This is a genomic window from Xenorhabdus sp. PB61.4 (genome assembly GCF_963894935.1).
Classification (GTDB): domain Bacteria; phylum Pseudomonadota; class Gammaproteobacteria; order Enterobacterales; family Enterobacteriaceae; genus Xenorhabdus; species Xenorhabdus stockiae.
On record NZ_CAWQJR010000198.1, the window covers coordinates 1 to 24,269 of the forward strand.

22 protein-coding genes and 1 pseudogene are annotated in these 24,269 nt (G+C 40.6%); 16 read left to right on the forward strand and 7 right to left on the reverse strand.

Annotated elements, in window-relative coordinates; genetic code table 11:
- Positions 1 to 346: 346 nt before the first annotated feature.
- Complete coding sequence (gene mak / locus AACX68_RS17175) at positions 347 to 1,261, reverse strand: fructokinase (protein ID WP_228859911.1); 915 nt, start codon at positions 1,259 to 1,261, stop codon at positions 347 to 349.
- A 295-nt stretch (positions 1,262 to 1,556) separates the two neighbouring features.
- Here mak and rdgC point away from each other — a divergent pair, with 295 nt between their 5' ends.
- Complete coding sequence (gene rdgC / locus AACX68_RS17180; protein ID WP_099124394.1) at positions 1,557 to 2,468, forward strand: recombination-associated protein RdgC; 912 nt, start codon at positions 1,557 to 1,559, stop codon at positions 2,466 to 2,468.
- Between the two features lie 58 nt (positions 2,469 to 2,526).
- Here the strand turns inward: rdgC and AACX68_RS17185 are convergent, their stop codons facing one another.
- Positions 2,527 to 3,690 (reverse strand): porin, encoded by a 1,164-nt coding sequence (locus tag AACX68_RS17185; protein ID WP_228859912.1) that lies wholly within the window; start codon positions 3,688 to 3,690, stop codon positions 2,527 to 2,529.
- 544 nt (positions 3,691 to 4,234) lie between these two features.
- On the opposite strand from AACX68_RS17185, the gene AACX68_RS17190 reads away from it, so the two are divergent.
- Entirely contained in the window at positions 4,235 to 4,873 is a 639-nt protein-coding gene (locus AACX68_RS17190; RefSeq protein ID WP_228859913.1) for a TetR/AcrR family transcriptional regulator, read from the forward strand.
- A gap of 93 nt (positions 4,874 to 4,966) precedes the next feature.
- Here the strand turns inward: AACX68_RS17190 and AACX68_RS17195 are convergent, their stop codons facing one another.
- Positions 4,967 to 6,886 (reverse strand): BglG family transcription antiterminator, encoded by a 1,920-nt coding sequence (locus AACX68_RS17195; RefSeq protein ID WP_228859914.1) that lies wholly within the window; start codon positions 6,884 to 6,886, stop codon positions 4,967 to 4,969.
- 182 nt (positions 6,887 to 7,068) lie between these two features.
- On the opposite strand from AACX68_RS17195, the gene AACX68_RS17200 reads away from it, so the two are divergent.
- From AACX68_RS17200 to AACX68_RS17225, 6 genes are all read left to right on the forward strand, one after another.
- Positions 7,069 to 7,383 (forward strand): PTS sugar transporter subunit IIB, encoded by a 315-nt coding sequence (locus AACX68_RS17200; protein ID WP_228859915.1) that lies wholly within the window; start codon positions 7,069 to 7,071, stop codon positions 7,381 to 7,383.
- A gap of 89 nt (positions 7,384 to 7,472) precedes the next feature.
- The gene (locus AACX68_RS17205) at positions 7,473 to 8,708 is read left to right on the forward strand and encodes a PTS transporter subunit EIIC (RefSeq protein ID WP_228859916.1); all 1,236 of its coding nucleotides are present in this window, start codon (positions 7,473 to 7,475) and stop codon (positions 8,706 to 8,708) included.
- Positions 8,709 to 8,735: 27 nt separating this feature from the next.
- Positions 8,736 to 9,098, forward strand: coding sequence for a PTS lactose/cellobiose transporter subunit IIA (locus AACX68_RS17210; RefSeq protein WP_228859917.1), 363 nt, complete (start codon positions 8,736 to 8,738; stop codon positions 9,096 to 9,098).
- Positions 9,085 to 10,521, forward strand: coding sequence for a glycoside hydrolase family 1 protein (locus AACX68_RS17215; protein WP_228859918.1), 1,437 nt, complete (start codon positions 9,085 to 9,087; stop codon positions 10,519 to 10,521). Before AACX68_RS17210 ends, AACX68_RS17215 begins: the two co-directional genes overlap by 14 nt.
- 19 nt (positions 10,522 to 10,540) lie before the next feature.
- Positions 10,541 to 10,801 (forward strand): HPr family phosphocarrier protein, encoded by a 261-nt coding sequence (locus AACX68_RS17220; protein WP_099120696.1) that lies wholly within the window; start codon positions 10,541 to 10,543, stop codon positions 10,799 to 10,801.
- A 31-nt stretch (positions 10,802 to 10,832) separates the two neighbouring features.
- Positions 10,833 to 11,219 (forward strand): cytidine deaminase family protein, encoded by a 387-nt coding sequence (locus tag AACX68_RS17225; protein ID WP_228859919.1) that lies wholly within the window; start codon positions 10,833 to 10,835, stop codon positions 11,217 to 11,219.
- A gap of 84 nt (positions 11,220 to 11,303) precedes the next feature.
- Here AACX68_RS17225 and AACX68_RS17230 read toward each other — a convergent pair whose 3' ends face one another.
- The 3 genes from AACX68_RS17230 to exbB form a co-directional block, all read right to left on the reverse strand.
- Positions 11,304 to 11,900 (reverse strand): gp53-like domain-containing protein, encoded by a 597-nt coding sequence (locus AACX68_RS17230; RefSeq protein ID WP_228859920.1) that lies wholly within the window; start codon positions 11,898 to 11,900, stop codon positions 11,304 to 11,306.
- 338 nt (positions 11,901 to 12,238) lie between these two features.
- Positions 12,239 to 12,664, reverse strand: a complete 426-nt coding sequence (exbD, locus tag AACX68_RS17235) for a TonB system transport protein ExbD (RefSeq protein WP_099108776.1) — start codon at positions 12,662 to 12,664, stop codon at positions 12,239 to 12,241.
- A gap of 6 nt (positions 12,665 to 12,670) precedes the next feature.
- Positions 12,671 to 13,702 (reverse strand): tonB-system energizer ExbB, encoded by a 1,032-nt coding sequence (gene exbB / locus AACX68_RS17240; protein WP_228859921.1) that lies wholly within the window; start codon positions 13,700 to 13,702, stop codon positions 12,671 to 12,673.
- Positions 13,703 to 14,120: 418 nt separating this feature from the next.
- Here exbB and metC point away from each other — a divergent pair, with 418 nt between their 5' ends.
- The 5 genes and pseudogenes from metC (at position 14,121) to AACX68_RS17265 (ending at position 18,468) form a co-directional block, all read left to right on the forward strand.
- Positions 14,121 to 15,314 (forward strand): cystathionine beta-lyase, encoded by a 1,194-nt coding sequence (gene metC / locus AACX68_RS17245; protein WP_228859922.1) that lies wholly within the window; start codon positions 14,121 to 14,123, stop codon positions 15,312 to 15,314.
- A 231-nt stretch (positions 15,315 to 15,545) separates the two neighbouring features.
- A complete protein-coding gene (locus AACX68_RS17250; protein ID WP_099108779.1) occupies positions 15,546 to 16,217 on the forward strand; it encodes a DedA family protein in 672 nt (223 codons plus the stop codon).
- Between the two features lie 292 nt (positions 16,218 to 16,509).
- Positions 16,510 to 16,926: pseudogene (locus AACX68_RS17255) on the forward strand (NADH-dependent alcohol dehydrogenase); the annotation flags it as partial.
- A 25-nt stretch (positions 16,927 to 16,951) separates the two neighbouring features.
- Positions 16,952 to 17,797: a 2,5-didehydrogluconate reductase DkgA gene (gene dkgA, locus AACX68_RS17260; protein WP_228859923.1), complete on the forward strand. Its 846-nt coding sequence runs from the start codon at positions 16,952 to 16,954 to the stop codon at positions 17,795 to 17,797.
- 281 nt (positions 17,798 to 18,078) lie between these two features.
- On the forward strand, positions 18,079 to 18,468 hold the full coding sequence (locus AACX68_RS17265) for a hypothetical protein (protein WP_339389371.1): 390 nt from the start codon (positions 18,079 to 18,081) through the stop codon (positions 18,466 to 18,468).
- 834 nt (positions 18,469 to 19,302) lie between these two features.
- On the opposite strand, the gene AACX68_RS17270 is transcribed toward AACX68_RS17265, so the two are convergent.
- A complete protein-coding gene (locus tag AACX68_RS17270; RefSeq protein ID WP_228859925.1) occupies positions 19,303 to 19,959 on the reverse strand; it encodes a YtjB family periplasmic protein in 657 nt (218 codons plus the stop codon).
- A 119-nt stretch (positions 19,960 to 20,078) separates the two neighbouring features.
- Here AACX68_RS17270 and serB point away from each other — a divergent pair, with 119 nt between their 5' ends.
- From serB to nadR, 3 genes are all read left to right on the forward strand, one after another.
- Entirely contained in the window at positions 20,079 to 21,056 is a 978-nt protein-coding gene (gene serB / locus AACX68_RS17275) for a phosphoserine phosphatase (RefSeq protein ID WP_228859926.1), read from the forward strand.
- A 32-nt stretch (positions 21,057 to 21,088) separates the two neighbouring features.
- On the forward strand, positions 21,089 to 22,474 hold the full coding sequence (gene radA / locus AACX68_RS17280) for a DNA repair protein RadA (protein ID WP_099120682.1): 1,386 nt from the start codon (positions 21,089 to 21,091) through the stop codon (positions 22,472 to 22,474).
- Between the two features lie 211 nt (positions 22,475 to 22,685).
- Positions 22,686 to 23,912: a multifunctional transcriptional regulator/nicotinamide-nucleotide adenylyltransferase/ribosylnicotinamide kinase NadR gene (gene nadR / locus AACX68_RS17285; RefSeq protein ID WP_228859927.1), complete on the forward strand. Its 1,227-nt coding sequence runs from the start codon at positions 22,686 to 22,688 to the stop codon at positions 23,910 to 23,912.
- Positions 23,913 to 24,269: the final 357 nt, after the last annotated feature.

The following is a 24,269-nucleotide window of genomic DNA, read 5'->3' on the forward strand; positions in this document are numbered from 1 at the left end:
ATTCACAATTTAATAAATCGATTTTTTATAATCTATAAAAATCCATAAAATTAAAGTCAATGAATATATTTAATCAACATCAAGCGAAATATATTTCTATTATTATAAAAAACATATGATTAATAATACGCATTGATTGCGCTTTTATTTTTGTTATTACCCGTAACATAGAAATACAACTCATGCATTAAATTGAAAATTTAACTTAAGTCAGGTTAAGGTAAAATTTATTTTTCCAGACGCAGGCAGCCAAAGACAAAAAAGAAATGTCTAATACATTATGTTTATTCATCGGTCTAAATGGTATGCCCTTCATCTTTCAGAAAAAATAAAGGGCAATATGCAGTTACTTATGAGAATCAGGCCATAGCCACGCAGCCCCGCGCACTCCACTGGAGTCACCATGCAGCGCTTTTTTGATAGGTGTTGCACACTCGCCACCAAACACCCACTCGCTGACTAAGCCGGGCAGAGTCTGATAAAGTCGATCAACATTACTCATACCGCCACCCAATACAATAACATCGGGATCAAGTAAGTTAACTACCTGCGCCAGTGCCCTCGCCAGACGTCTTTCATAACGCTGGATAGCCAGTTCTGCGATTTTATCCCCTTGTGCCACGGCCTCCATGATTTCATGGCCTTTTTTGTGTATACCACTGGCGCGGAAATAATCTCTCATAAAGCCGGTTCCCGATACAAACATCTCGGTACAACCAGGTTTACCACAGAAACAACGCACCTCTTCCTGATATGCACGGTCTTCATCATCCATCCACGGCAACGGGTTGTGACCCCACTCTCCAGCCAGACCATTGCCACCCGCATGGACTCTGCCATCAAATGCCAGACCCGAGCCACAGCCAGTCCCGACAATAACCGCAAATACCATTTGTTTACCTGCTGCCGCACCATCAGTCGCTTCTGATACAGCCAGACAGTTCGCATCATTAGCAACCCGGACTTCGCGCCCCAACAGGGCAGAAATATCTCTGTCCAACACCTGATCATTCAGCCAGACAGAATTGGCATTTTTAACTTTTCCGGTAAAAGGTGAAATTGCACCCGGAATACCAATACCGATTGTTCCTCTCTGACCAGTTGCCTGTTCTGCGTCTGCTATCAAACCGGCAATCGCAGCCAAAGTCTGCGGGTAATCGTTGCGGGGAGTATCTACCCGCTTACGAAACAGCTCTTTTCCTTGATCGCCCAATGCGATCACTTCAATCTTGGTTCCACCAAGATCAATACCTATACGCATAGCTTACCTTTTTCTCTGTGGTTAACCGTTAGCTGAATTTTTCAGCCTAACTGGATCGTGTTGTTACAGGATCATTGCCTGAGCAGCATTAACAATCAAGAACTATAACGTCACTTTGTTTTAGGAATTGGACGTTTGTTTTCAGAATTGTGCATAAACAACAAAAAGAAAACCTACAAAACGACGGGTATGAATTTCTAGGGCTTCACCGCATGATTCGTTATCATGCACAGCTACGCTTTTCAAATAACGTTTATATGACGTTTGTCACAATGCATAAATATGGGGTAACCGCATGTTATGGTTCAAAAATTTAATGATTTACCGTTTAAACCGAGAAATATCGCTTTCTGCGGATGAACTGGAAAAACAATTAAGCCCACTGGCATTCACCCCATGTGGCAGTCAGGATATGATGAAAACAGGCTGGGTTCCGCCAATGGGTGCGCATGGTGAAGCACTAACGCATGCAGCAGGTAATCAGATCCTGATCTGTGCACGCAAAGAAGAAAAAATGTTGCCTTCTCCGGTCATTAAACAAGAACTTCAGGCCAAAATTGCCCGTCTGGAAGGAGAACAACACCGGAAATTAAAAAAAACCGAGAAAGACTCTCTGAAAGATGAAGTGATTCATACTTTATTACCAAGGGCATTCAGCCGTTTCAGCCAGACTTATATCTGGATAGATACTGTTAACCATCTGATTATTGTCGATTCTGCCAGTGCCAAACGCGCTGAAGATAATCTGGCATTACTCAGAAAAACGCTGGGTTCATTGCCTGTCGTTCCTCTGACGTTCGCTGATCCGATTGAGTTAACATTAACTGAATGGGTTCGTTCAGGAGACCTGCCTGCGGGTTATGCTCTGATGGATGAAGCAGAATTGAAAGCTATTCTGGAAGAAGGCGGAGTTATCCGCTGTAAGAAACAGGAGTTGGTATCTGACGAAATAGCAACGCACATTGAATCCGGGAAATATGTCACTAAACTGGCGCTGGACTGGGAAGAGCGGATTCAGTTCATGCTGTCAGATGATGGCTCTTACAAGCGTATAAAGTTCAGCGAAACATTACGTGACCAGAATGACGATATTGATCGTGAAGATGTCGCCCAGCGATTTGATGCCGATTTTACGCTGATGACGGGTGAGTTAAGTGCGCTGATAAAAAATACGATTGATGCTCTGGGTGGTGAAGCAGAAAGCTAATTTATATCGGGTAGAGCCTCAATGACAGCACCATTGAGGCTCATTACTTCAGCTATTATCAGAAACGATATACGAGGCCAACACCCATTACGTTATCAGTATTAAGCTTAGTTGCTTTTGTGAAAGCATTATCTTTCAGAAGATTAATCTGATATTCAGCATAGGTGCCCAGATTTTTGTTGAAATTATAAGATGCACCGATAGAAATATACTTCACTAAATCTTCAGAATTTTTGTTTGTTAACAGGTTATTCTCACCCAGATCCTTACCTAAATCCTTACCTTTGGAGTAAACATAAGCAATCCCCGGGCGCAGACCAAAATCAAATTGATACTGAGCGGTTAACTCAATGTTTTCAGTTTTGTTTGCGAACATTACGCGGTTATCCACTGAGCTGCCGAATCGGGTCAGGTTACGAGCTTCTCCATACATAGCAGCCAGATAAACGTTATTTTTATCGTATTTTGCTGATACCAGCCAGGCTTCTGCTTTGTTTCCTTTTGCCAGCACCTTAGCTGATGCAGTACCGTTTTTCTGATCTGTAGTACGGTTAGAATTGCCATAAGAAGCAGCAACAGTAAAACCATGCCCCAAATTATAGGAGCTGGAAAGACCGACACCATCACCATTCTGCCGCGCAATATCATTACGGGTATTTAGGGTTCTGCCATCATTCTTAGCCTGATATTGCAGGGCGAAATTCAAACCGTTTACTAATCCGAAAAAGTCAGTATTACGATATGTTAACAACCCTGTTGCACGACCCATCATGAAGTTCTCAGTGGCGGCCATACTATCTCCACCAAACACAGACATCATATCTGTCAGAGCGTTAGCATCATAGACAACACCAAAGTTACGCCCATAATCCAGTGTGCCGTACTCACCCAGTTTAAAGCCGACAAAAGCCAGACGCGTTCTTGCAAATTGGCTGCTTTCAACTTCAGTTCTACTGGCACCCATATTGAATTCCCAGCGCCCGTACCCGGAAATAGAATCTGTAAGCTGGGTAGTTCCTCTAATACCAATACGACCAAAGGAATTATCCCCTGCTTCTTTGCTTTTTGATTTAGCAAAATAACGCTGAACTTCAGCTTTGCCATATAAATCTATTTTATTACCATCCTTATTATAAATTTCAGCCGCATTTGCAGTCCCAGTTATAAAACCAGCCGGAATTGCCATTGCTATTGCCATTGCTATTACGTTGTGTTTTGTCATTATTATGGTCCTCACTTGTATTGTTATTTTACCTTTTGCCACCGCCATGAAATACACTTTCTAAGAAACACTTATTCAATAAAGAAATTTCCCAAAAAATTAATTAGGCGGATTAACATTTAGCAATCTTTGTTACTTTATGGTTAATTTTGTAATTAGCAATAGCGATACTAAGATCCAATTTAACCTTTTGCTAACAAAATTTATCCAAAAGTGCTATCCTGTGAAGTAGGTCACGTAATGAGCGGAGATTCAATACTCTAATAGCATCGATTATGTCAATTAATTATTAAAAACAGTAAGTTATAAAAAATCAGACCAGTAATGAAAAAGAGACGATATAACCCTAAACAGCATTTTTCACTGTTAAGTATTATGGGCCACATGATAATCACTTATTGTAAATATTGACAACTGCCGAAGAGTTCTGTATTTCGTGGAAATTGGGATATTTCCTTATTATTCCGAGGGAGCATTCCTTATTTTTTTAAATGAACAACGCCAATCCAGTACAATAAATATTAACAACCTATAAGGTGCTAAAATGGCAGAAAATTACCCGCGAGCACGAGGCAGACCTGCAATCCCGGAATCAGAAATACGCCAAAAAATTCATGACATTACTCTTTCTCTCTTGCTCAATCAGGGCTACAACAAAACAACCATGGATGTTATTGCCCAAAAAGCTAAAATCGCAAAAAAAACACTCTACCGTTTTTTTAAAAACAGAGAAGAATTAATTGAGCAAGTTGTATTAGACTGGCAAGATAATACCCCTCCATCTCTAACCAAAAATGCCAGCACTTCCCATCAAGTGATAATATTATTAGAAAAATATTTAAAAGATATTTCTGATAAGTATTTGTCAGAAAATGAAGTGGGGTTATTTAAATTATTACAGTCTGATTTTCCTCATCGCAATACATTACTGGAAAAGTATCAAAAAAGTGGTATCGAAAACAGTAAAGTCATTTTGGAAAACTGGCTAAACAATCAACATGAGCGAGGAGTATTGAATAATTTTAATTATAATACTTTCAGTGAGCTGGCTATTTCCATGGTCATTTCTGAGCCACTTAGGAAAATGGCATTAGGGCAGATCCCGCCTTTACCAGAAACAGATGTTTCACCACAGATTACAGCAATAATAAAATTAATATCTACTGAGTCAGATAAGAAATAAATCTTTCCACTCTAATTTTATTTCACAGCAAAAGAATTGGCGTTGAGGTTATAATAAAACTCAACGCCTGCTTTTTAATAATTAACAAAATACTCATTTTTCAACATCAACATTATCACCTGATCTGATGAAGATGCTCCGAAACTGTTCAAAGCAAGTTATTTTATTTAGCTGATTAATCATTTCATCCTGACTGAAAACATCCAATAACGCATCATAACACTCTGCAAAACACGCCCTGTCAATTCTGTTTATCGCAATCAAAAAAACAACATGCACACGCTCACTTTCCCCCCAGAGAATACCTTTTGGGCTGATAGCGACTGCAACACCGGTCTTTATCGCATCCATCTTTGCTGAATGTGGTAATGCCAGAATACCAAACGCCGTTGAAGACGCGCTTTCCCGCTGATAAACATATCTGACAAAATCGCCCTCAGTATAGCCCTTTGCAAACATCGTTTGGCAAAGCACATCGATAAGCTCATCCCTTTGCTGAAAACCGGGCTCAAACCAGAACAATCCAGGTTCAAAAAACAGGTCAAAATTACGTTGTAGCGCCCTTCTTTTCCTGTTCGCATTAGCGATATCAATTTTACCAAGCAACTGAGCACGCCTATCTCGCATCTGAAAAGGAGAAATACACACTGTTTCATATTTATGACTGGAAGGAATATTGATAGTTGTAATCAATAACTCAAATTCAAAACACTCCAGTTCAGAAGGCTGTGATATTACTTTAATAATATTTATTTCATCGCCAAAATCACGTAATAACTGGTGGTATATTTTGTTTTCAATTCCCTTATAGCCCGGGCATAAAAGTACTGTCTGTACTTTATGGCCTTTAGTTTTTTGTCGTTCAAATTCAGCACCAACATGTAAAGCCAGAAAAGAAATCTCATCCTCATTCAGTTTCTTACCAAAGAATTCATTTAATTGTAAGGAGATAAAAACAGCGATATCAAAAATAGTCCGACACTCTTTTTTTATCATATCCAACATAGGGTTTCTGGTATGAACATTGTGCTGCAAGCGTGTTTTCAAACCTGAAATATGCAAACAGAATAATGAAATAAAATCATCCGTTGCTAAATTAATCAGATAATGCTCCGCTACTGATTCAGCGATCTGTCTGGAAAGCTGATATAAACCCGCTTTATCTGATTCAATTAATTTACTGTCTCCTGTTTGAGTAATGTTGGTATTTATTTTCAGTAAGGTGTAACAAAAATATCTCTCATTCTCTGCTATAGGAATATTAAAAGTATATTGCAACCTGTCACACAGCTCTTCTGTGATTGATTTTACTCCCTGATTTTCTTCTATAAAGGCCAATTTATTTTTTAAATACTTGCCATAACTTAATCGCTTGATCAGTATCAAAAAGCGCAGCACAAGATTTGTATATGAGAGTTCATAAACAGAGTAACCCCGATTATTAAATACCTGTGTAATAATATCAGATATAATTTCAACCTGCTGTTCCCCGAATAATATTACCAGTTTTTTCAAATCCAGAGTTCTGTAGTCTGCCTGTTCCATGATGGTATGATAGACTAACTCTCTTAAATCCAGCTCAGAGCCTATAATTTCAAGGCGATTATTTTTGCATAAGAACCTGACATTAAATTTTTCAAAGGAACCATTCATTTTATATATCACTGATTTTAAAGTTGAATCACTGATATATAACTCAGCACTGAGATCATAAATTTTATTACTTTTCCTGAATAACAGAAAAGACTTAATCAGATAACCGGCTCTTTCCTGATAGGTTTTCGGAAAATCACTGAGTCTTTGCTTCAATTTAAGATTTGCATCAGATGATAACACATATCCTGAACGTCCGGAGATAATGATTTTGCTCCTGTAGGATTCATTAATTTCCAGCACATAGTTTTTGACAGTTCTGATTGAAACATTTAAGACCTGAGATAATTTAACGGCTAAAGTCGGGTTATTTTGTTCCATTAAATAATTCAATAATTCTTTCTGCTTAGGCCTTAGCATTATAACCCCCCTATTAAATAAAAAAGTAAAACGTCAAACTTACAAATTAAGTCAATTAAAAAAACAGAAAATTGCCCTCCTGAGGTGAAAACAGATAATTGAATATAAAATAAAAATTGAAGATAGTAGTTTATATATCCGAAAACAAAAATCAATTAGCGACAAAATAATGAGGAGTTTACATGAAAAACGTTTTTATTATGTTGTGTTGTGGTGCCGGTATTTCCAGTGGAATGCTGGCTACAAAAACCAGAAATGCTGCCAGGAAAAAAGAATTATCCGTTACTGTTGAAGCCAGAAGCGAAAGCGAAGTTACTGAGTATTTTTCAGTGATCGACATTTTATTTCTTGGCCCTCATTACGCCTCTCAAAAAGAGGAATTTCAGAAACATGCTGATATTTATAATATTCCCGTCATTGTCGTACCACAAAATATCTATGGCAAACTGGATGGTGAGGCATTGCTGGAATTAGCCATAGATACACTAAAAAAATAAATTGAATCATTAACCTTATTATTTACAGCACCGGGGTTTTTTATTTATATCCAATTGATGGAAGAGAAAATAATAAAGAGAGATGCAAAATGAAAGCATTTATGTCGTGGTTATCTGATTCGTTTGCACCAGCGATACAAAATTTTACTAAACGACCATGGGTTGCTGCTATTTCTGGTTCCATGCAGAAAAACATCCCGTTTATTTTAGCCGGTTCACTGATATTTTTTTATAATGTATTTCGTTCTTATCTTCCCTTTTTACCCAATCTTGGTCGAATAGCTGAATATTCCTTTGGCATGCTCGGCTTAATTACTGCGTTTATGATTGCCAATCAGATGATGGAAAAACTCCATCATTTTCGGTATACCCTGATTGCTGGCCTGACATCTATTTGTGTTTATATGATGTTCATTAAGCCGGAGTTTTCTGACGGTAATATGATTGTCAGTTTTGAACGATTCGGCCCTGCGGGAATTTTACTGGGGATTGTCACCGGCCTGTTTGTTTCCTATCTTTTCCACTTATACACAAAAATAGGTTTTCTGAAAGACAGCACTCTCCCTGATTTTGTCACTGGCTGGATACACGCCATTATTCCGATTCTTCTTTCTATCGGAGTCGGAACATTATTAGTATTTACCTTTGAAATTGATATTTTCTCCCGTCTGCTTTACCTCTTTTCACCTATTGCTGCATTCGGTCAGACACTGCCGGGCTTTATATTGATGGCATTAATTCCGGCTATTGCATTCTCAATGGGGATTTCCGTCTGGACATTTACTGGCCTGCAAATGCCTATTTTTATGCTTGGTATCAGCACCAATATTACTTTGGTGGCGGCAGGTCAGGCCCCAACCAATATTGTGACTTATGAAACCATGTATACAGCGGCGTTAATCACAATGGGAGGAACCGGCGCCACCCTCGCACTGAATCTTTTAATGCTGTTTTCAAAATCCAGAGATCTTAAGGCAACAGGTTATATCTGTATCGGGCCTTCGTTCTTCAATATCAATGAGCCACTGGTGTTTGGTACACCAATTGTGCTCAATCCACTGCTCATGCTGCCGATGTGGATTAATGCGATCACCAGCCCGATCATTATCTGGGTGTTTATGCGCTCCGACTGGCTGAATATCCCTGCCAAAATGATTCAGGTCGGTCAAATACCCGCTCCGTTTTCCAGCGTCATGATTACTGAAGACTGGCGGGCGATCATCTGTTATTTGGTACTAATGGCCGTGTTCCTCGTTACCTGGTATCCCTTCTTTAAAGTGTATGAGAAAAAACGTATTGAAGAAGAAAACCTCAATGCAGCATAAGCGACTCTACTACAAGGAAAAACAATCATGAATAGTGAGGAAAATATCTTAATTGCTATTTCTATGGAAATTATTCTCGATGCAGGTAATGCCAGAGAAAAAAGTGAAAAAGCCATGAAATTCGCTCGTAATGGCGATTTTGAAAATGCTCGCATATATATGGAAAAAGCACGAAAGATGATGTTGTCAGCTCATCAAACACAAACTGATGTTATTCAGAAAGAGACTCAGGGCTCTGATATTAATTTGAGTCTGCTATTTATTCATGCTCAGGATACGTTAATGACGATACGCAGCGAGTTACTCCTGAGAGAGGAAATAATTGATTTATATAAACACATTAAAAATGTGAACGATAATAAAGGAAAAAATCATCATGACGAAAAATAACACGCTATTTCCTGAAACTTTTCTCTGGGGTGCAGCAACCAGTGCTTATCAGGTTGAAGGTGCGGCAGAAAAATATGGTAAAAAATTATCCCAGCAAGATATTCTCAATAATAAACCAGGGTTAGCTGATTCCCATATTACCAGTGATCATTATCATCGCTACAAAGAAGATGTTGCATTAATGAAAGAACTGGGATTAAAAGCCTATCGTTTTTCTATCGCATGGTCGCGTATTTTTCCTGATGGCATCGGGAAACCGAATGATGAAGGCGTGCAGTTTTACCATAATCTTATCGATGAATTATTAGAAAATGGTATTACACCAATTCCAACACTTTATCATTATGATATGCCAATGGCTTTGGTGGAAAAATATCATGGCTGGATTGACAGACAAAGTGTCAATGATTTTGCCTACTACGCTGAATTTGTTATCAGAGAATATGGCAAGAAAGCCAAGTACTGGCTGACGATTAATGAACAAAGCATTATCGTACAATTCTGGACGAAAAAATGTTTTATCCCTGAACAGTATCTCGATAATGAACAGATTAAATATCAGATAAATCATCACATGAATCTGGCTCATGCCATCGCCTGCAAATTAGTCCATCAATGGGTGCCGGAAGGTCAGGTTGGTGCAGCATTGGGATATTCAGCCATTTATCCGCTGACCAGCAAACCAGAAGATAATCTGGCAGCCCAGAATGCCAATGATCTGCGTAATTACTATTTCACCGATATTTACTTGAAGGGGGAATATAATCAATCCGCTTTGATTTACCTGAAAAATCAGGGGCTGGCACCTAATATCGAAGATGGGGATATGGCGTTAATTAAAGAAGGATATTCTGATTTTCTGGCTCTCAATTACTATTGCAGCCATGCAGCCGCTGCCGCACCAGAAGGTGCTCAGAGACGTATGGATGGTTTTAATCCGACAGGCATCAAAGGGCAAATGGACGGTTATGAGCTCCAGCCTGATTACTATCAGATCCACAAAAACCCACAGCTTGATACTACCGACTGGGATTGGGCGATTGATCCGCATGGGCTTGAGTATCTGCTACGCGATTTATATACCCGTTATCAAAAGCCATTAATGATCACTGAAAATGGCTTTGGTGCTGATGATGTTCTGGAATCTGACGGCACCATTCATGATAGCTATCGCATTGATTATTTAAAGCAGCACCTACAGGCCATTAAACGGGCAATGGATTCCGGTGTTGTCGTACTTTCCTATAACCCGTGGAGTTTTATTGATCTTCTTTCCACCAGCAATGGTTACAAAAAGCGGTATGGTTTTGTGTACGTAAACCGCACTGATGACGATCTCAAAGATCTCGCTCGTTATAAGAAAGATTCGTTTTATTGGTATCAGAACGTTATCCAGACACGTGGTGGTTCATTAACTGAATGACGAAGGGATAGATAAAGTCATGATCGAATATTCCGTAATAGTAACAGCCCCTTCGGGGCTACATACCCGGCCTTCGGCACAACTCTGTAATTTAGCCAAGACTTATAGTGGCACAGTAGAAATTATCAGAGGGGATAAAGTCGCTAATTTAAAAAGCATGTTCAAAATTATGTCGATGGGAATTAAAAATGGCATGGAAATTATTGTTCGGGTAGAAGGAGAAAACGAAGAGGAAATGGCGAAATCTGTTGTTGACCTTATTCGTAGTATTAAAGAGTAAACTTTATTTTTTTATTTATTGGAAATAAATTATGGTCTCTTTTGATGAAATGGAAAGTATTGCACATCAGCTTATTTCTCCGACGCAATTAAATAAATATATTAAATATGGTCACGTCGCTGCGGCCATTCAGTGTGAATCCGGCCATATTTATACCGGAGTCAGTATTGATACTTCATGTTCTATGGGGTTTTGTGCAGAGCACGGTGCCATTGCCGATATGATAAAGCATGAAGAAAATCGGATAATTAAAGTTATCGCAGTTAATAAATCCGGCGATATTATTCCTCCTTGTGGTCGCTGTCGGGAATTTATCAGCCAGATAAATCGGGAGAATATACACACCGAAGTGAAAATTAATAAAGAGGTGATTTTAACATTGGATAAATTATTGCCATTTGATTGGAAAAAAATATAGAGTTAATTATCATTCATAGAAAACTAATAAAACTGCCCAGTGGTTAACTGGGCAGTTTTTAACTCCAATAATATTCACTAAAAATTAATAACCTAAAACCAAATACTGTCCACCAATCTCACCTTTTGTAATAGATTTTAGTTCCCACTCCTTACCTTCAAAATCAAAAAATCGCCCCGCAACCCAAGCCCTAAAGCTGTTTAAAGTTCCGTTAGTGTAACCTGCCATAGGAATTATCCAACTACCTGAATCTATAATATTAATATTTAAAATGGCATTTTTAAAAGGCTTCGGTAATATAACAGTATTCTCAACAAGATACTCAAACTGGTGCATTCCCCATTGAATCATTAATCCATTAGGAAGTTCCTGATAACCATTTTGCATTAATTGGTTGGGGAATTGTTTTTTTTCATGATTCTTTAATGCATCATTAAACATTTCATTTAATGATGATACATCACCATTATCAAAAACATTTTCATCACATTGGGTAGAGATAAAGTTGGCTAAAACAGAAGACATTGTTGATGATTGACGAAGAGCCTTATTCAACAAGGTAATATCGAGTGATTTTGTAAATCCCACATCTAACACTGGGCTATTCTGATAATCTTCCTGAGAAGGTATATTGGCATTTCCACCGGTGGCAAACGCTTTAAAATCATTCTGGTTACTCATATTCTCTCCTTGGATAAATAAGAATACTGACCTAAATAGATTTAGTATTAAAATATCAACACAGGAAACAAAAATGGAGCAACTACAGTGATGTACTTACTCAAATACAACTGGAGAAGTTAATTATATCATGACAGAGAATTAATTATTAATAAAACATCACTCCATTAATAATTAAGATGAAACCATTTTAATTAATCGTTATAGATGTAAAAACAGAAATATAAAACTAACATTAACCGATTCATTAATAACTTATTCTCACAGATAGAAAAAACCTGCTCGAATTTATTATTTGGGCAGGTTTTATTATTCATATAAAATTAATTTTGTAGCGTTTATTTCGCCTCTACCGCTTCCATTCCGACCAGTCCCACTTTGAGGTAACCCGCTTTACGCAGAGAGTCCATGACACTCATCAGAGTTTCATAATCCACGCTTTTATCCGCCTGGAAGAAAATCGTGGTCTCTTTATTGGACTGAGTTGTCTGATCCAATACTGAAGAGAGCGAATCACGATCAACCTGTTGATCACCGACAAATAACTGGCTGTCTGCTTTAACTGTCAGAAAGACCGGTTTCTCCGGTCGTGGCTGTGGTTTGGCTGTGGATGCCGGTAAATCAACCTTGATATCAACGGTTGCCAGTGGTGCTGCCACCATAAAGATGATCAGCAACACTAACATGACATCGATGAAGGGTGTGACGTTGATCTCGTGTAATTCACCGCTATCGTCCAAATCTTCATTAAGACGTATTGCCATAATTAATTACCTTGCTTCTGCTTTATCAGTTTTTCTGTCAGCCAAATCAAGATCACGACCAAGCAACAAAATTGCCTGTGCCGCAGTATCACCAACCTGCCCACGGTATGATGAAATAACACGGGCAAAAATGTTATAGATAACGACCGCAGGAATTGCAGCGACCAGACCCAGCGCGGTTGCCAACAGTGCTTCTGCAATACCCGGAGCAACAACGGCAAGGTTGGTGGTTTGTGAATGGGCAATACCAATGAAACTGTTCATGATCCCCCAGACGGTTCCGAACAGGCCGACAAACGGTGAAATTGCACCGATAGTCGCCAGATAACCGTTTCCACGCCCCATATGGCGGCTGATTGCGGCAACTGCGCGCTCCATACGGAATGAGGTGCGCTCTTTTGTGCCGTCTTTATCGGTACTTTCGGCAGATAAGCTGCGCTCAGTCTGTGCTTCACTCAGTAACAGACGGCTAATGCTGTTCTTAGCAAAATCCGAGGAAATTTTTACTGCCTCATCCAGACTGGCAACATCAGCTAAAGCCAGTTGTTCTTTACGTAAGCGGCGACGCGCTATTAACAGTTCCGATCCTTTAGAGAAAAAGAGTGCCCATGTAATAATAGAGGCAATCACCAGACCAATCATGACGCTTTTTACGACCGCATCAGCATTCTGATACATACCAAAAACGGAAAGATCCGTCGCAAAACCGCTGGACAGGCTTTCTGTTTCTGCCGCCACTGTGGTTTCTACTGCACCAGCTTCTGTTATTTCAGTAACTTCTGTAGTGACTGTTGGCTGTTCTGCCGTCGCTGCCTCATCCGTTTTCTGCGCTTCACCTTGCTGTGTCTCTGTTTTCACTTCACTAGCCTGTGGAGCCACGGAAGATACCGGTGTTGCCGGAGCTGCTACCTGAGTGGCAGCCTGATTTTCTGGCGCGGTAACCGCTGTAGTTGGTGCAGTATTAGCTGGTGTAGTATCAGCCCATGCTGAACCTGTTAACCCGAATGCCAATAGAATAGAAGCTGTCAAATTACGCATCAGTTAGCCTTACTCTCTTTTTTATAGATTCTGTTACTTAGCAGTGAATCGCTACTCATCTTGCTAATCCTGATATATCTGTCGTCTTTCAAGCCGCCTTTTTGTTGGCTGAAACTCGAAATCGATTAGGTATATGTTTTATCACTTTTTGCCCAGTTTCATGTTTTTCATCACATAAGGGAAAAAGTCCGTTCCAAATGATATCAGACATTGGGCGATTTGATAGTAATTATCATTACTATTTAATAAAAAAAGTGGTAATAAAAAGGGGTTATCCCATCCGTTTTTTCTTTTTCACCGTTCTCACTCACCTTGAATTTTTGTCAAGTTGTCAGAATCCCTTTGTAAAAAACCTGACTATTCTTTTAACTTGCTAATGATTATTTAAACAATCGCGACAGGTCAGGGGGAAAGTGATATGTCAGAAAAAAAATTGGAAACCAGACTGGTGGAAGTCGGGAGAAAGCATAAATACACACAGGGAGCGGTTAATCCTATTATCCAGCGCACTTCATCCGTCATTTTCAAGACGGTTGAGGATATGAGGCATGCGATAAAAAACCGGGCTAACGGTGAGCTGTTTTACGGGCGTCGTGGAACTCTGACGCATTTTGCTTTTCAGGAAGCAATGGCTGAACTGGAGGGTGGAGTGGGCTGTGCTTTGTATCCTTCGGGTACTGCCGCTATTACCAACAGCATTCTGGCATTTGTAGAAACAGGTGACCATGTTCTGCTAACCGGTACAGCTTATGAACCGACTCAGGAATTTTGCAAAAATATTCTTAAAAAGATGCATATCTCTACTGATTATTTTGATCCCCGGCTCGGTGAAGAGATTGCCTCACTCATTCAGCCAAACACAAAAGTCATCTTTCTTGAATCCCCCGGCTCTCTTACTATGGAGGTTCAGGATATTCCCGCTATTGTACAGGCAGCCCGACGGATTAATCCCGATATCGTTATTATGATCGATAATACCTGGGCTGCGGGTGTTCTTTTCAGGGCACTGGATTTTGGTGTCGATATTTCTATTCAGTCCGCGACAAAATATATTATCGGCCATTCAGATGGCATGCTCGGTACGGCTGTCGCCAATAAACGCTGTTGGGATCAATTACGGGAAAGCTCTTATTTGATGGGGCAGATTGCTGATCCTGATACTGTTTATTCTGCAAATCGAGGTTTACATACTCTGGCTGTCCGCCTAAAACAGCATGAAGAAAGCAGCCTGATCGTTGCTAAATGGCTCTCCCAACGTCCCGAAGTCGCTGAGGTTTATCACCCTGCGCTACCTTCCTGTCCCGGTCATAACTATTTCCAACGCGATTTTACGGGTTCCTGCGGGCTGTTTTCTTTTATGTTGAATGTCAGCCTGACTCCCGGACAGCTCTCTGACTATCTGGATAATATGCAATATTTTAAAATGGCATTTTCCTGGGGAGGATTTGAATCACTCATTCTGGGCATTTCCCCTGAGTCACTGGCAATCCTGCGTAATTATAATTTTCCCCAAAAAACGGGGACGTTAATTCGTGTGCATATCGGACTGGAAGACCCTCAGGATTTAATAGATGATCTGGATGCTGGCTTCTCCCGCATTGCGTTGAGTTAACTGTATTTATTTTTATACACTTCATTTTACAGGTGCCTCTTTGCTGGCAGCTCCCCCGCCGCCACAACGCATCCTGTAATCCATGATGTGTATATGCTGAATCAAATCAACTATCCTGCTGTCGTTTTGCGGTACACTGGAACACATGGACTTGTATGATTAATTCGATTGTATGACACTGGTTGTACAAAAATTGTCATAAAGATATTGTACCGAAATTACAGGATAAATATGGAAACGTTAAGCGGGATCGTGCAAGCGCTTTGGCAGCATGACTTTACCCTACTCGCCAATCCCGATGTCATCTGGATTATTTATGGTGTTATCTTCGTCACGCTGGTATTGGAAAACGGTTTATTGCCTGCCGCATTTCTGCCCGGTGATACTCTTCTGATCCTCACCGGAGCTTTAATTGCCAAAGGTGTCATGGGGTTTGTTCCGACTGTCATATTATTGACGATTGCTGCCAGTCTCGGGTGCTGGCTGGGGTATTTACAGGGGCGCTGGCTGGGACATACCCGAATGATCAAAAACTGGCTAGCCCAGCTTCCGGCAGAGCAGCGCCAACGGGCGAATGTCTTATTTGCCAAACACGGCTTAACGGCATTGCTAATTGGCCGTTTCCTCGCTTTTATCCGTACACTTCTACCCACCTTCGCAGGTATTTCCGGTCTGAACAGCAAACGCTTTCAATTTTTTAATTGGTTAAGCGGCTTCTTATGGGTCATCATAATTGTGAGTTTTGGCTATGCCCTGAATCAGATACCTTTTGTTAAAGCTCATCAGGATTTGGTCATGAATATTTTGATGATCTTACCTGTTATTCTGTTAATCAGCGGACTAGGTGCTTCGCTATTGATGTACTGGCGTCATAAAAAAGCATCATCACACAAAAACAAATGAGCATATCGGTTATTGACCGCTGTTCCCAAAATCACACTATTTTTTCTAGCTATTAACTTATCAACAAAAAAATTAAACAATCCGAGTCCACTCAGACAAGCATCATACAGCCAATAATCCGGCATTCAGATACATGATCCTGCATAGAGTGGACTCTATCACTGCAATAAACCAACATAACTCAATAACCGAATGTTAAGACATGGAAAAAGTTTTTGTTATTCAGTTAGTAAGGATTGTTGTTATGCAAAACTTCACACTACACACCCCAACCAAAGTCATTTTCGGTAAACAGGCTCTCAACGGGCTCGTCGGTGCAGGTGTTCCACGGGACTGGGCAACCCACATGCTGGCACATCAGTTAACAGCTTTTCACAATTTAGATCACGCTCAGACACTGGCGATTATTTTGCCGCATCTCTTACAGGAAAAGCGGGATACTAAACACGCAAAACTTCTGCAATATGCTGAACGTATCTGGCATTTCACGGAAGGAACGGAAGAACAGCGCATTAATCAGGCAATCCATGCCACTCGTGAATTTTTTGAAAGTCTCGGTGTAAAAACCCATTTTTCTGATTATCAGCTTGATGGCAGTTCTATACCGGGAATGATCCAAAAACTAGAACAGCAGGGTTTGGTTGCTTTAGGTGAACACCAGGATATTACGCTTGAAGTTAGCAAGCGGATTTACGAGGCGTCCATCTGATATTCCAAATCTGGAGGAGGTAAGAATGGGTCAGCAGACAATTATTAAACTCGTTGACGGAAATCTCATGCCGCAATTAGGAATTGGAGTCTGGCAGGCGAGTAATGAACAGGTTGTTAAAGCCATCGATACCGCGCTGAATGTGGGTTATCGCTCTATTGATACAGCCGCAATTTATCACAATGAAACAGGTGTCGGAAAAGCATTGCGGGAAAGTTGTATCCCACGCGAGGAAGTTTTTATCACAACTAAGCTGTGGAATGATCGCCATCAGGATGCCAAAACCGCACTGCAAGAGAGTCTGGATAGATTACAGCTGGAATATATTGATCTCTTTCTAATTCACTGGCCGGTTCCCCAGCAGGATAAGTATGTTGAAACATGGAAACAATTTATTGAGTTAAAAGAATCGGGGCTCGCCCGCAGTATCGGGGTATGTAACTTTCATATTGAACATTTGCAGAAACTATTTTCAGAAACAGGCATTGTGCCTGCTATCAATCAAATCGAACTGCATCCCCTGATGCAACAAAGGCAACTGCATTCATGGAATGCCACACACCACATTATTACTGAATCCTGGAGTCCGTTATCCCGCGGTGGTAAAGGTGTTTTTGATCATCCATTAGTTGAAAGTCTGGCAATTAAATATGATAAAACACCTGCTCAGATTGTTATCCGCTGGCACCTCGACAGTGGCATGATTGCTATTCCTAAATCAGTAACGCCTTCCCGCATTAAAGAAAACTTTGATGTTTTTGATTTCAGGCTGGAGAAAGAGGATCTGACGATTATGGCCGGATTGGATATTGGTAAACGCCTTGGCCCCAATCCCGATACTTATAATCTGACAGTCCTCAATTTAGGATGATACTCATATAAAACTACCAAATGATCTGCCTTAATATACCAATTCAACTTCAAGATGCGTGTTATATCTCCCCGCAATGCGGGGAGATATAAGGACTCACCTCATATAACTAGTTGTAACTTGAAGTTTATCGAGTATAAACGACGAAATCGTTCCTCCAATCAGGCCTGAATTCTGTTTTATACAGAGTTCAGGCTGTTTAAATATGCTCATATCTGATGTTAAATTATACTTTGATTAATGGATACGAATATTGCCTACGGTTTGATTAAGGAGTGCTTATGTGGAACATATCTCCGCAAAGAGGGTATATGCAATATCTGGCAACGTTTATGTCGCCGATAGAAGCTCATATTATTCGGGGCAGAATGCTATCAGAAGGTATCTATACCCAAATACTAGATGAAGGAGTGGTATGGAATACTTATATGTGCTCCCATGCCTTTGGTGGTGTGAAGCTGCTGGTTCATTATTCTGAGTATCAACGTGCTGAAAAAATACTTTCGGGTATTTATGATAATCAATATTTATTAGACGAAAAAAATGCAGAAATTAAAGACCCGGTTCTAACCCAATCAATTCCCCCGTTATATGAATTAACAAACACGACATTAGTTATATTATTATTTCTGATAATTGGCATTGCATTACCCTTAAAATTTAATCACTGAATAATAATATTGGATAAAAAAACAGAATATTCCTATATTCTCGCTGTGAGAGTGATAATTAAAAAACTCATTAACATTATAAGAAATATAAATAATAACCATATTGAGTATCTATATATAAAGTGAGGTCTATCTTTACCTCATCACTTTAGATAAAGCAAAAATAGATTGCACAGCGTAAAAGGATAACAAGAGTAATAAAAGGAAAAACGTTTATTTATAGTGATACTCAGAAAACATTTTCATGGTGAAATTTTATAATATCGGAGTAAATGATAATGACTTACATAATAATTTCTTTATTCATGCTTATCCCTTTTTTCTTTTTAATAAAGCACCTTTTATTATCACATCATATTTATCACAATGTATCAGGAATTATACTGACAATTCTGGCTATTTCTTTTCATATGTATGTTTTTCGTTTTGATCACATTCCGCTGCTCAGTTCAGCCCTGCCGCATCACACCATCATTTTTTACGGTTCAATAGCGGCAGCACTGTTACATTGTGTGATTTATTCTATTTGCGTCAGGTTGTATTACGATAAATAGCGGTAAGGAACAGAGCTGTGTTTGGCCTCATTTTGGTCAGCAGACCATATTGCTCAATATAGCACCGTTTCTTTTCTGCCCGGCAAACTATTTCAAAGCTCTTTTTATTTAAATAGCCTTTATACACAATGGATTTCAAGATGCATCGCGGCGGCAAGAGAGTGAATTCCCGGGAGCATAGATAACTATGTGACCGGGGTGAGCGAGCGCAGCCAACAAAGAAGCAACTTGAAAGACGAAGTGTATATTTAAATAAAGGGAGTTCTGGCACCAATACCAGTTAACGGGCAGATTCATCTTCTCTATTATTTTCATCCGATGATTTAGTTTTGGCAGTCAATAAATAAGGGGATTGCTGCCAACGGCTGGGAGCTAGCTGTAATAAATTATGAGCAAGAATAAAGCCAATCGCCAGAGCTAGTAGCAACATGACTCTGAGCAGATTAGTTGTATTATCCACTTGCTTGGCTTCTGTTGCCAATCGGTGTGTATCCAGAGTCAGGCGCAGAAAACCTTTCGGTTTATTTTTCCCCGGTATAGGAACCACAATTTGCTGATTGAAATAACTACCCGCTTTTTTACCATCCAAAGATAACCGCTCCCGGACAGAAACCAGTTCACCACTCCGCGCAACCTGTGTTCCGTTTTCCAGATAAACACTGGCATCGAGAATACGACTTTTGTTGGTTAAATAGTTCAGGTTATCCATAATTTTTTGATTATTGGCTTCCTTGCTGCCATTCTCCATATCAGCAGACAGGCTGAATGCAACCTGTTTTGCCAGTGTCCTTGCCAGATCTTCAAACTGATCCATATGGGCCTGTTGTTGTGAACGGCTAAAATAGGATACCCCCTGCATCAGCAAGACCAATAATGCTATACATATTAAGATAATTGCGGTTTTGTGCAGTCGAAATTTTAGTTTTGCTTTACTCATAGTTATCCCACCTAATGCTCGTTACATTCCATGTTGCCAGATGCAGTAGTGATAGGATAGTTTGAAAAGCATTTTTTGCCTGCCCTATTTATTACATGGAATTACAGGAGTCGATATTCATGTCTAACAATCTGGCCTATCGTTACTTACCCGATGAAATCCATAAATGGCCGGGATTACCACTATCTCTCAGTGGAGATGAAGTCATGCCACTGGATTACCGAGCTGGGGACAGAGGCTGGCTGTTGTATGGCCGCAATCTGGATAAACAGCGGATCAGTGATTTTCAGCATCGTCTGGGAGTGGCTATTGTTGTTGTTTCCTCATGGCGCATTGATGATTATCAGGTTGTTCGTATCGCCGGCGGCTTGTCGCCGCGTATCAAACGACTGGCGGATGAATGTTGTCTGGATGTTGTTCCGTTGGGACAGATCCCGCGTCTGCGTTCACCCGGTTTATTAGTCATGGATATGGATTCAACTGCCATTCAGATTGAGTGTATTGATGAAATTGCACAACTGGCTGGTGTAGGTGATAAAGTTGCTGAAATTACAGAGCGAGCCATGCAGGGAGAGTTAGATTTCTCAGAAAGTCTGCATCAACGGGTTGCCCAACTGGCTGGTGCTGATGCCGCAATATTGCAGCAAGTCATGGATACTCTGCCTCTTACATCCGGTTTAACCAGCCTTGTCCGCAAACTGCAATCCCTCGACTGGCATGTCGCCATTGCCTCCGGCGGCTTTACTTTCTTCGCTGATGCTCTGCGCCAGCAACTACGCCTTTTTGCCTCCGTTGCCAACCAACTAGAAATAAAGGACGGCAAATTAACCGGTAAAATCAAAGGGCCAATCGTTGATGCGAAATACAAAGCCACCACATTAATACGGCTGGCAAAAGAGCTGGATATCCCTCTTAGCCAGACTGTCGCCATAGGCGATGGTGCCAACGATTTAAAAATGATCCGCAAGGCAGGTCTGGGCATTGCCTATCATGCAAAACCAAAAGTGTACACGCACGCTAAAGTAGGTATTCGCCATGCGGATTTAATGGGCGTCCTGTGTGTTCTGAGCGGTGGCCTGAAACACGAAGAACGTTAAAACTGTTTTAGTAGAAGTATAGGGAGAATAGAGTGGCAAAAGCAGCAAAACGGGCATTTGTCTGTAACGAATGTGGGGCAGATTATCCCCGCTGGCAGGGGCAGTGTACTGCATGTCAGGCATGGAATACTATCACGGAAATCCGTTTAGCCGCGGCATCCTCTCCCCGCAATGAACGTTTCAGCGGTTATGCAGGGGATACCGGAGTCAGTAAAGTACAAAAACTTTCTGAAATCAGTCTGGAAGAATTGCCCCGATTTTCTACCGGATTTAAAGAGTTTGATCGTGTACTGGGAGGAGGCGTCGTTCCCGGTAGCGCTATTTTGATCGGCGGTAATCCGGGAGCGGGGAAAAGTACCCTGTTACTGCAAACCATGTGTCTGCTATCTGAACAAATGAAAACCTTATATGTCACGGGTGAGGAATCGTTACAGCAGGTCGCCATGAGAGCACACCGGCTAGGCTTGCCGACAGATAAACTGAACATGCTGTCAGAAACAAGTATTGAGCAGATTTGCCTGATTGCCGAGCAAGAGCAGCCTAAGCTGATGGTTATTGACTCCATTCAGGTTATGCATATGGCCGATATTCAGTCTTCTCCCGGCAGTGTGGCGCAGGTCAGAGAGACAGCAGCTTATCTGACCCGATTTGCCAAAACCCGGGGAGTTGCCATCATTATGGTCGGCCATGTGACTAAAGATGGCTCTCTGGCAGGCCCGAAAGTACTGGAACACTGTATTGACTGTTCAGTAATGCTCGATGGTGAAGCCGATTCCCGTTTCCGTACTCTCCGCAGCCATAAAAACCGTTTCGGTGCAGTTAATGAGCTGGGTGTATTCGCCATGACTGAACAGGGGCTACGGGAAGTCAATAATCCTTCTGCTATCTTTTTAAGTCGTGGTGATGAAATTACTTCCGGCAGTTCTGTCATGATTGTCTGGGAGGGTACTCGTCCCCTGCTGGTGGAAATTCAGGCACTGGTCGATCACTCTATGATGCCTAATCCGCGCCGGGTAGCTGTGGGGCTTGAGCAGAACCGGCTGGCCATTCTGCTGGCAATATTGCACAAACATGGTGGTTTGCAAATGGCTGATCAGGATGTCTTTGTTAACGTCGTGGGTGGTGTGAAAGTGACAGAAACCAGCGCCGACCTTGCTTTACTGCTCTCTTTAGTTTCCAGTTTCCGTGACCGTCCTCTGCCCCGTGATTTGGTTGTCTTTGGTGAAGTCGGGCTGGCAGGAGAAATCCGCCCTGTTCCCAGCGGTCAGGAACGTATTTCAGAAGCAGCTAAGCATGGCTTTAAACGAGCAATTGTGCCCTATGCCAATATGTCCAAAAAATCATTACCTGACATGAAAGTATTCGGTGTTAAAAAATTATCAGATGCTTTGTCTGTGCTTGATGATCTGGATGATTAATATACACCTCGTCTTTCAAGTTGCCTCTTTGTTGGCTAGACTCGTTCACCCCAGTCATATAGTTATCTATGTTCCTGGGGATTCTCTCCTTTGCCGCCGCGACGCACCTTGAAATCCATTGTGTATAGCCCGATAAAAGGCCAGTTTTGTTTTTACCTTTCCCTGTTGACATGCTATGTTGTTTAGTATACTAAACAACATAGGGGGTTATATGGGGCAGTTTGACTATTTAAAAGAGGCAATTAAACAAGCAAATCACACTTTACAACAAGTTGCTGATGCAAGTGGCATGACGAAAGGCTATTTAAGCCAGCTCATTAACGGCAAGATAAAAAGCCCGAGTGCACAGAAATTAGCATCTCTTCATCAACATTTAGGATTGGCGTACCCTATGGAAAAGAAAACTATCGGTGTTGTGTTTGGTAAATTTTACCCGTTACATACTGGGCATATCTATTTGATCCAGCGAGCATCCAGCCAGGTCGATGAATTGCACGTTTTTCTCTGCTACGATGAATTACGGGATCGAGAGTTGTTTATCAACAGTTCCATGTCTCAGCAACCTACCGTCAGTGATCGCCTGAGATGGCTGTTACAAACATTCAAATATCAGAAAAATATTCACATCCACTCTTTTGATGAACAAGGTATCGAACCCTACCCAAACGGCTGGGAAAAATGGAGTCAGAGCGCAAAACAATTTATGTCTGCAAAAGGCATTAATCCTCAGTATATCTATTCCAGCGAAGCACAAGACGTTCCTCTCTATAAAGAGCATTTTGGCATTGAAACCATTCTTGTCGATCCACAACGTTCATTTATGAATATCAGCGGCAGCCAGATACGGCAGGCGCCTTTCCGCTATTGGGAATATATTCCAACAGAAGTAAAACCTTTCTTCGTACGTACGGTTGCCATTCTCGGAGGCGAATCCAGCGGGAAATCCACACTGGTCAATAAACTGGCAAATATGTTTAACACAACCAGTGCGTGGGAATATGGCCGTGAGTATGTATTTTCCCATTTAGGGGGAGATGAGATGGCGCTGCAATACTCTGATTACGATAAAATAGCTTTAGGTCACGCTCAATATATTGATTTTTGTGTAAAATACGCAAACAAAGTTGCTTTTATTGATACCGATTTTGTCACAACACAGGCATTTTGTAAGCGCTATGAAGGGAAAGAGCACCCCTTCGTTCAGGCACTGATTGATGAATATCGATTTGACTTGGTTATCCTGTTAGAAAATAACACCCCCTGGGTCGCTGACGGCTTAAGAAGCCTGGGAAGTGAGCAGGATCGTAAAGCGTTTCAACAATTGCTTGAAAGTATGTTGAAGAAAAATAATATTGATTATGTATGTGTTAACTCACCCGATTATGATCAACGTTTTCTTCAATGTGTAGAACTAGTTCAGGAAATGTTAGCTTATTAACAATTTCTCATATTCTCCAAAATAAATTTCAAGTTGCAGCAACCGAAAATAAACAATTATACCGGGCGGCAACTTGAAAGATTAAAGTATATATACTATTAGCCTAAACTGTTATTAGCGTAATGATTAATTAAAATGATTTATTTTCTATAGCAATTTTTGTTATTTTATGTTTTATTCTCGACTGTACTCTAATTAAATGTTTCGTTTAGTTATTTTTACAATAGTAACAAAATAGATTCTGTTAATAATATTTTTTGATGCTTAGGTTTCTCCGTTTAGGCTTGAATTGTCAGGAGATAAGTCATTTAATGGACGGACCTGTTGATTTATCTATATAAAATTCTTTTATTATCA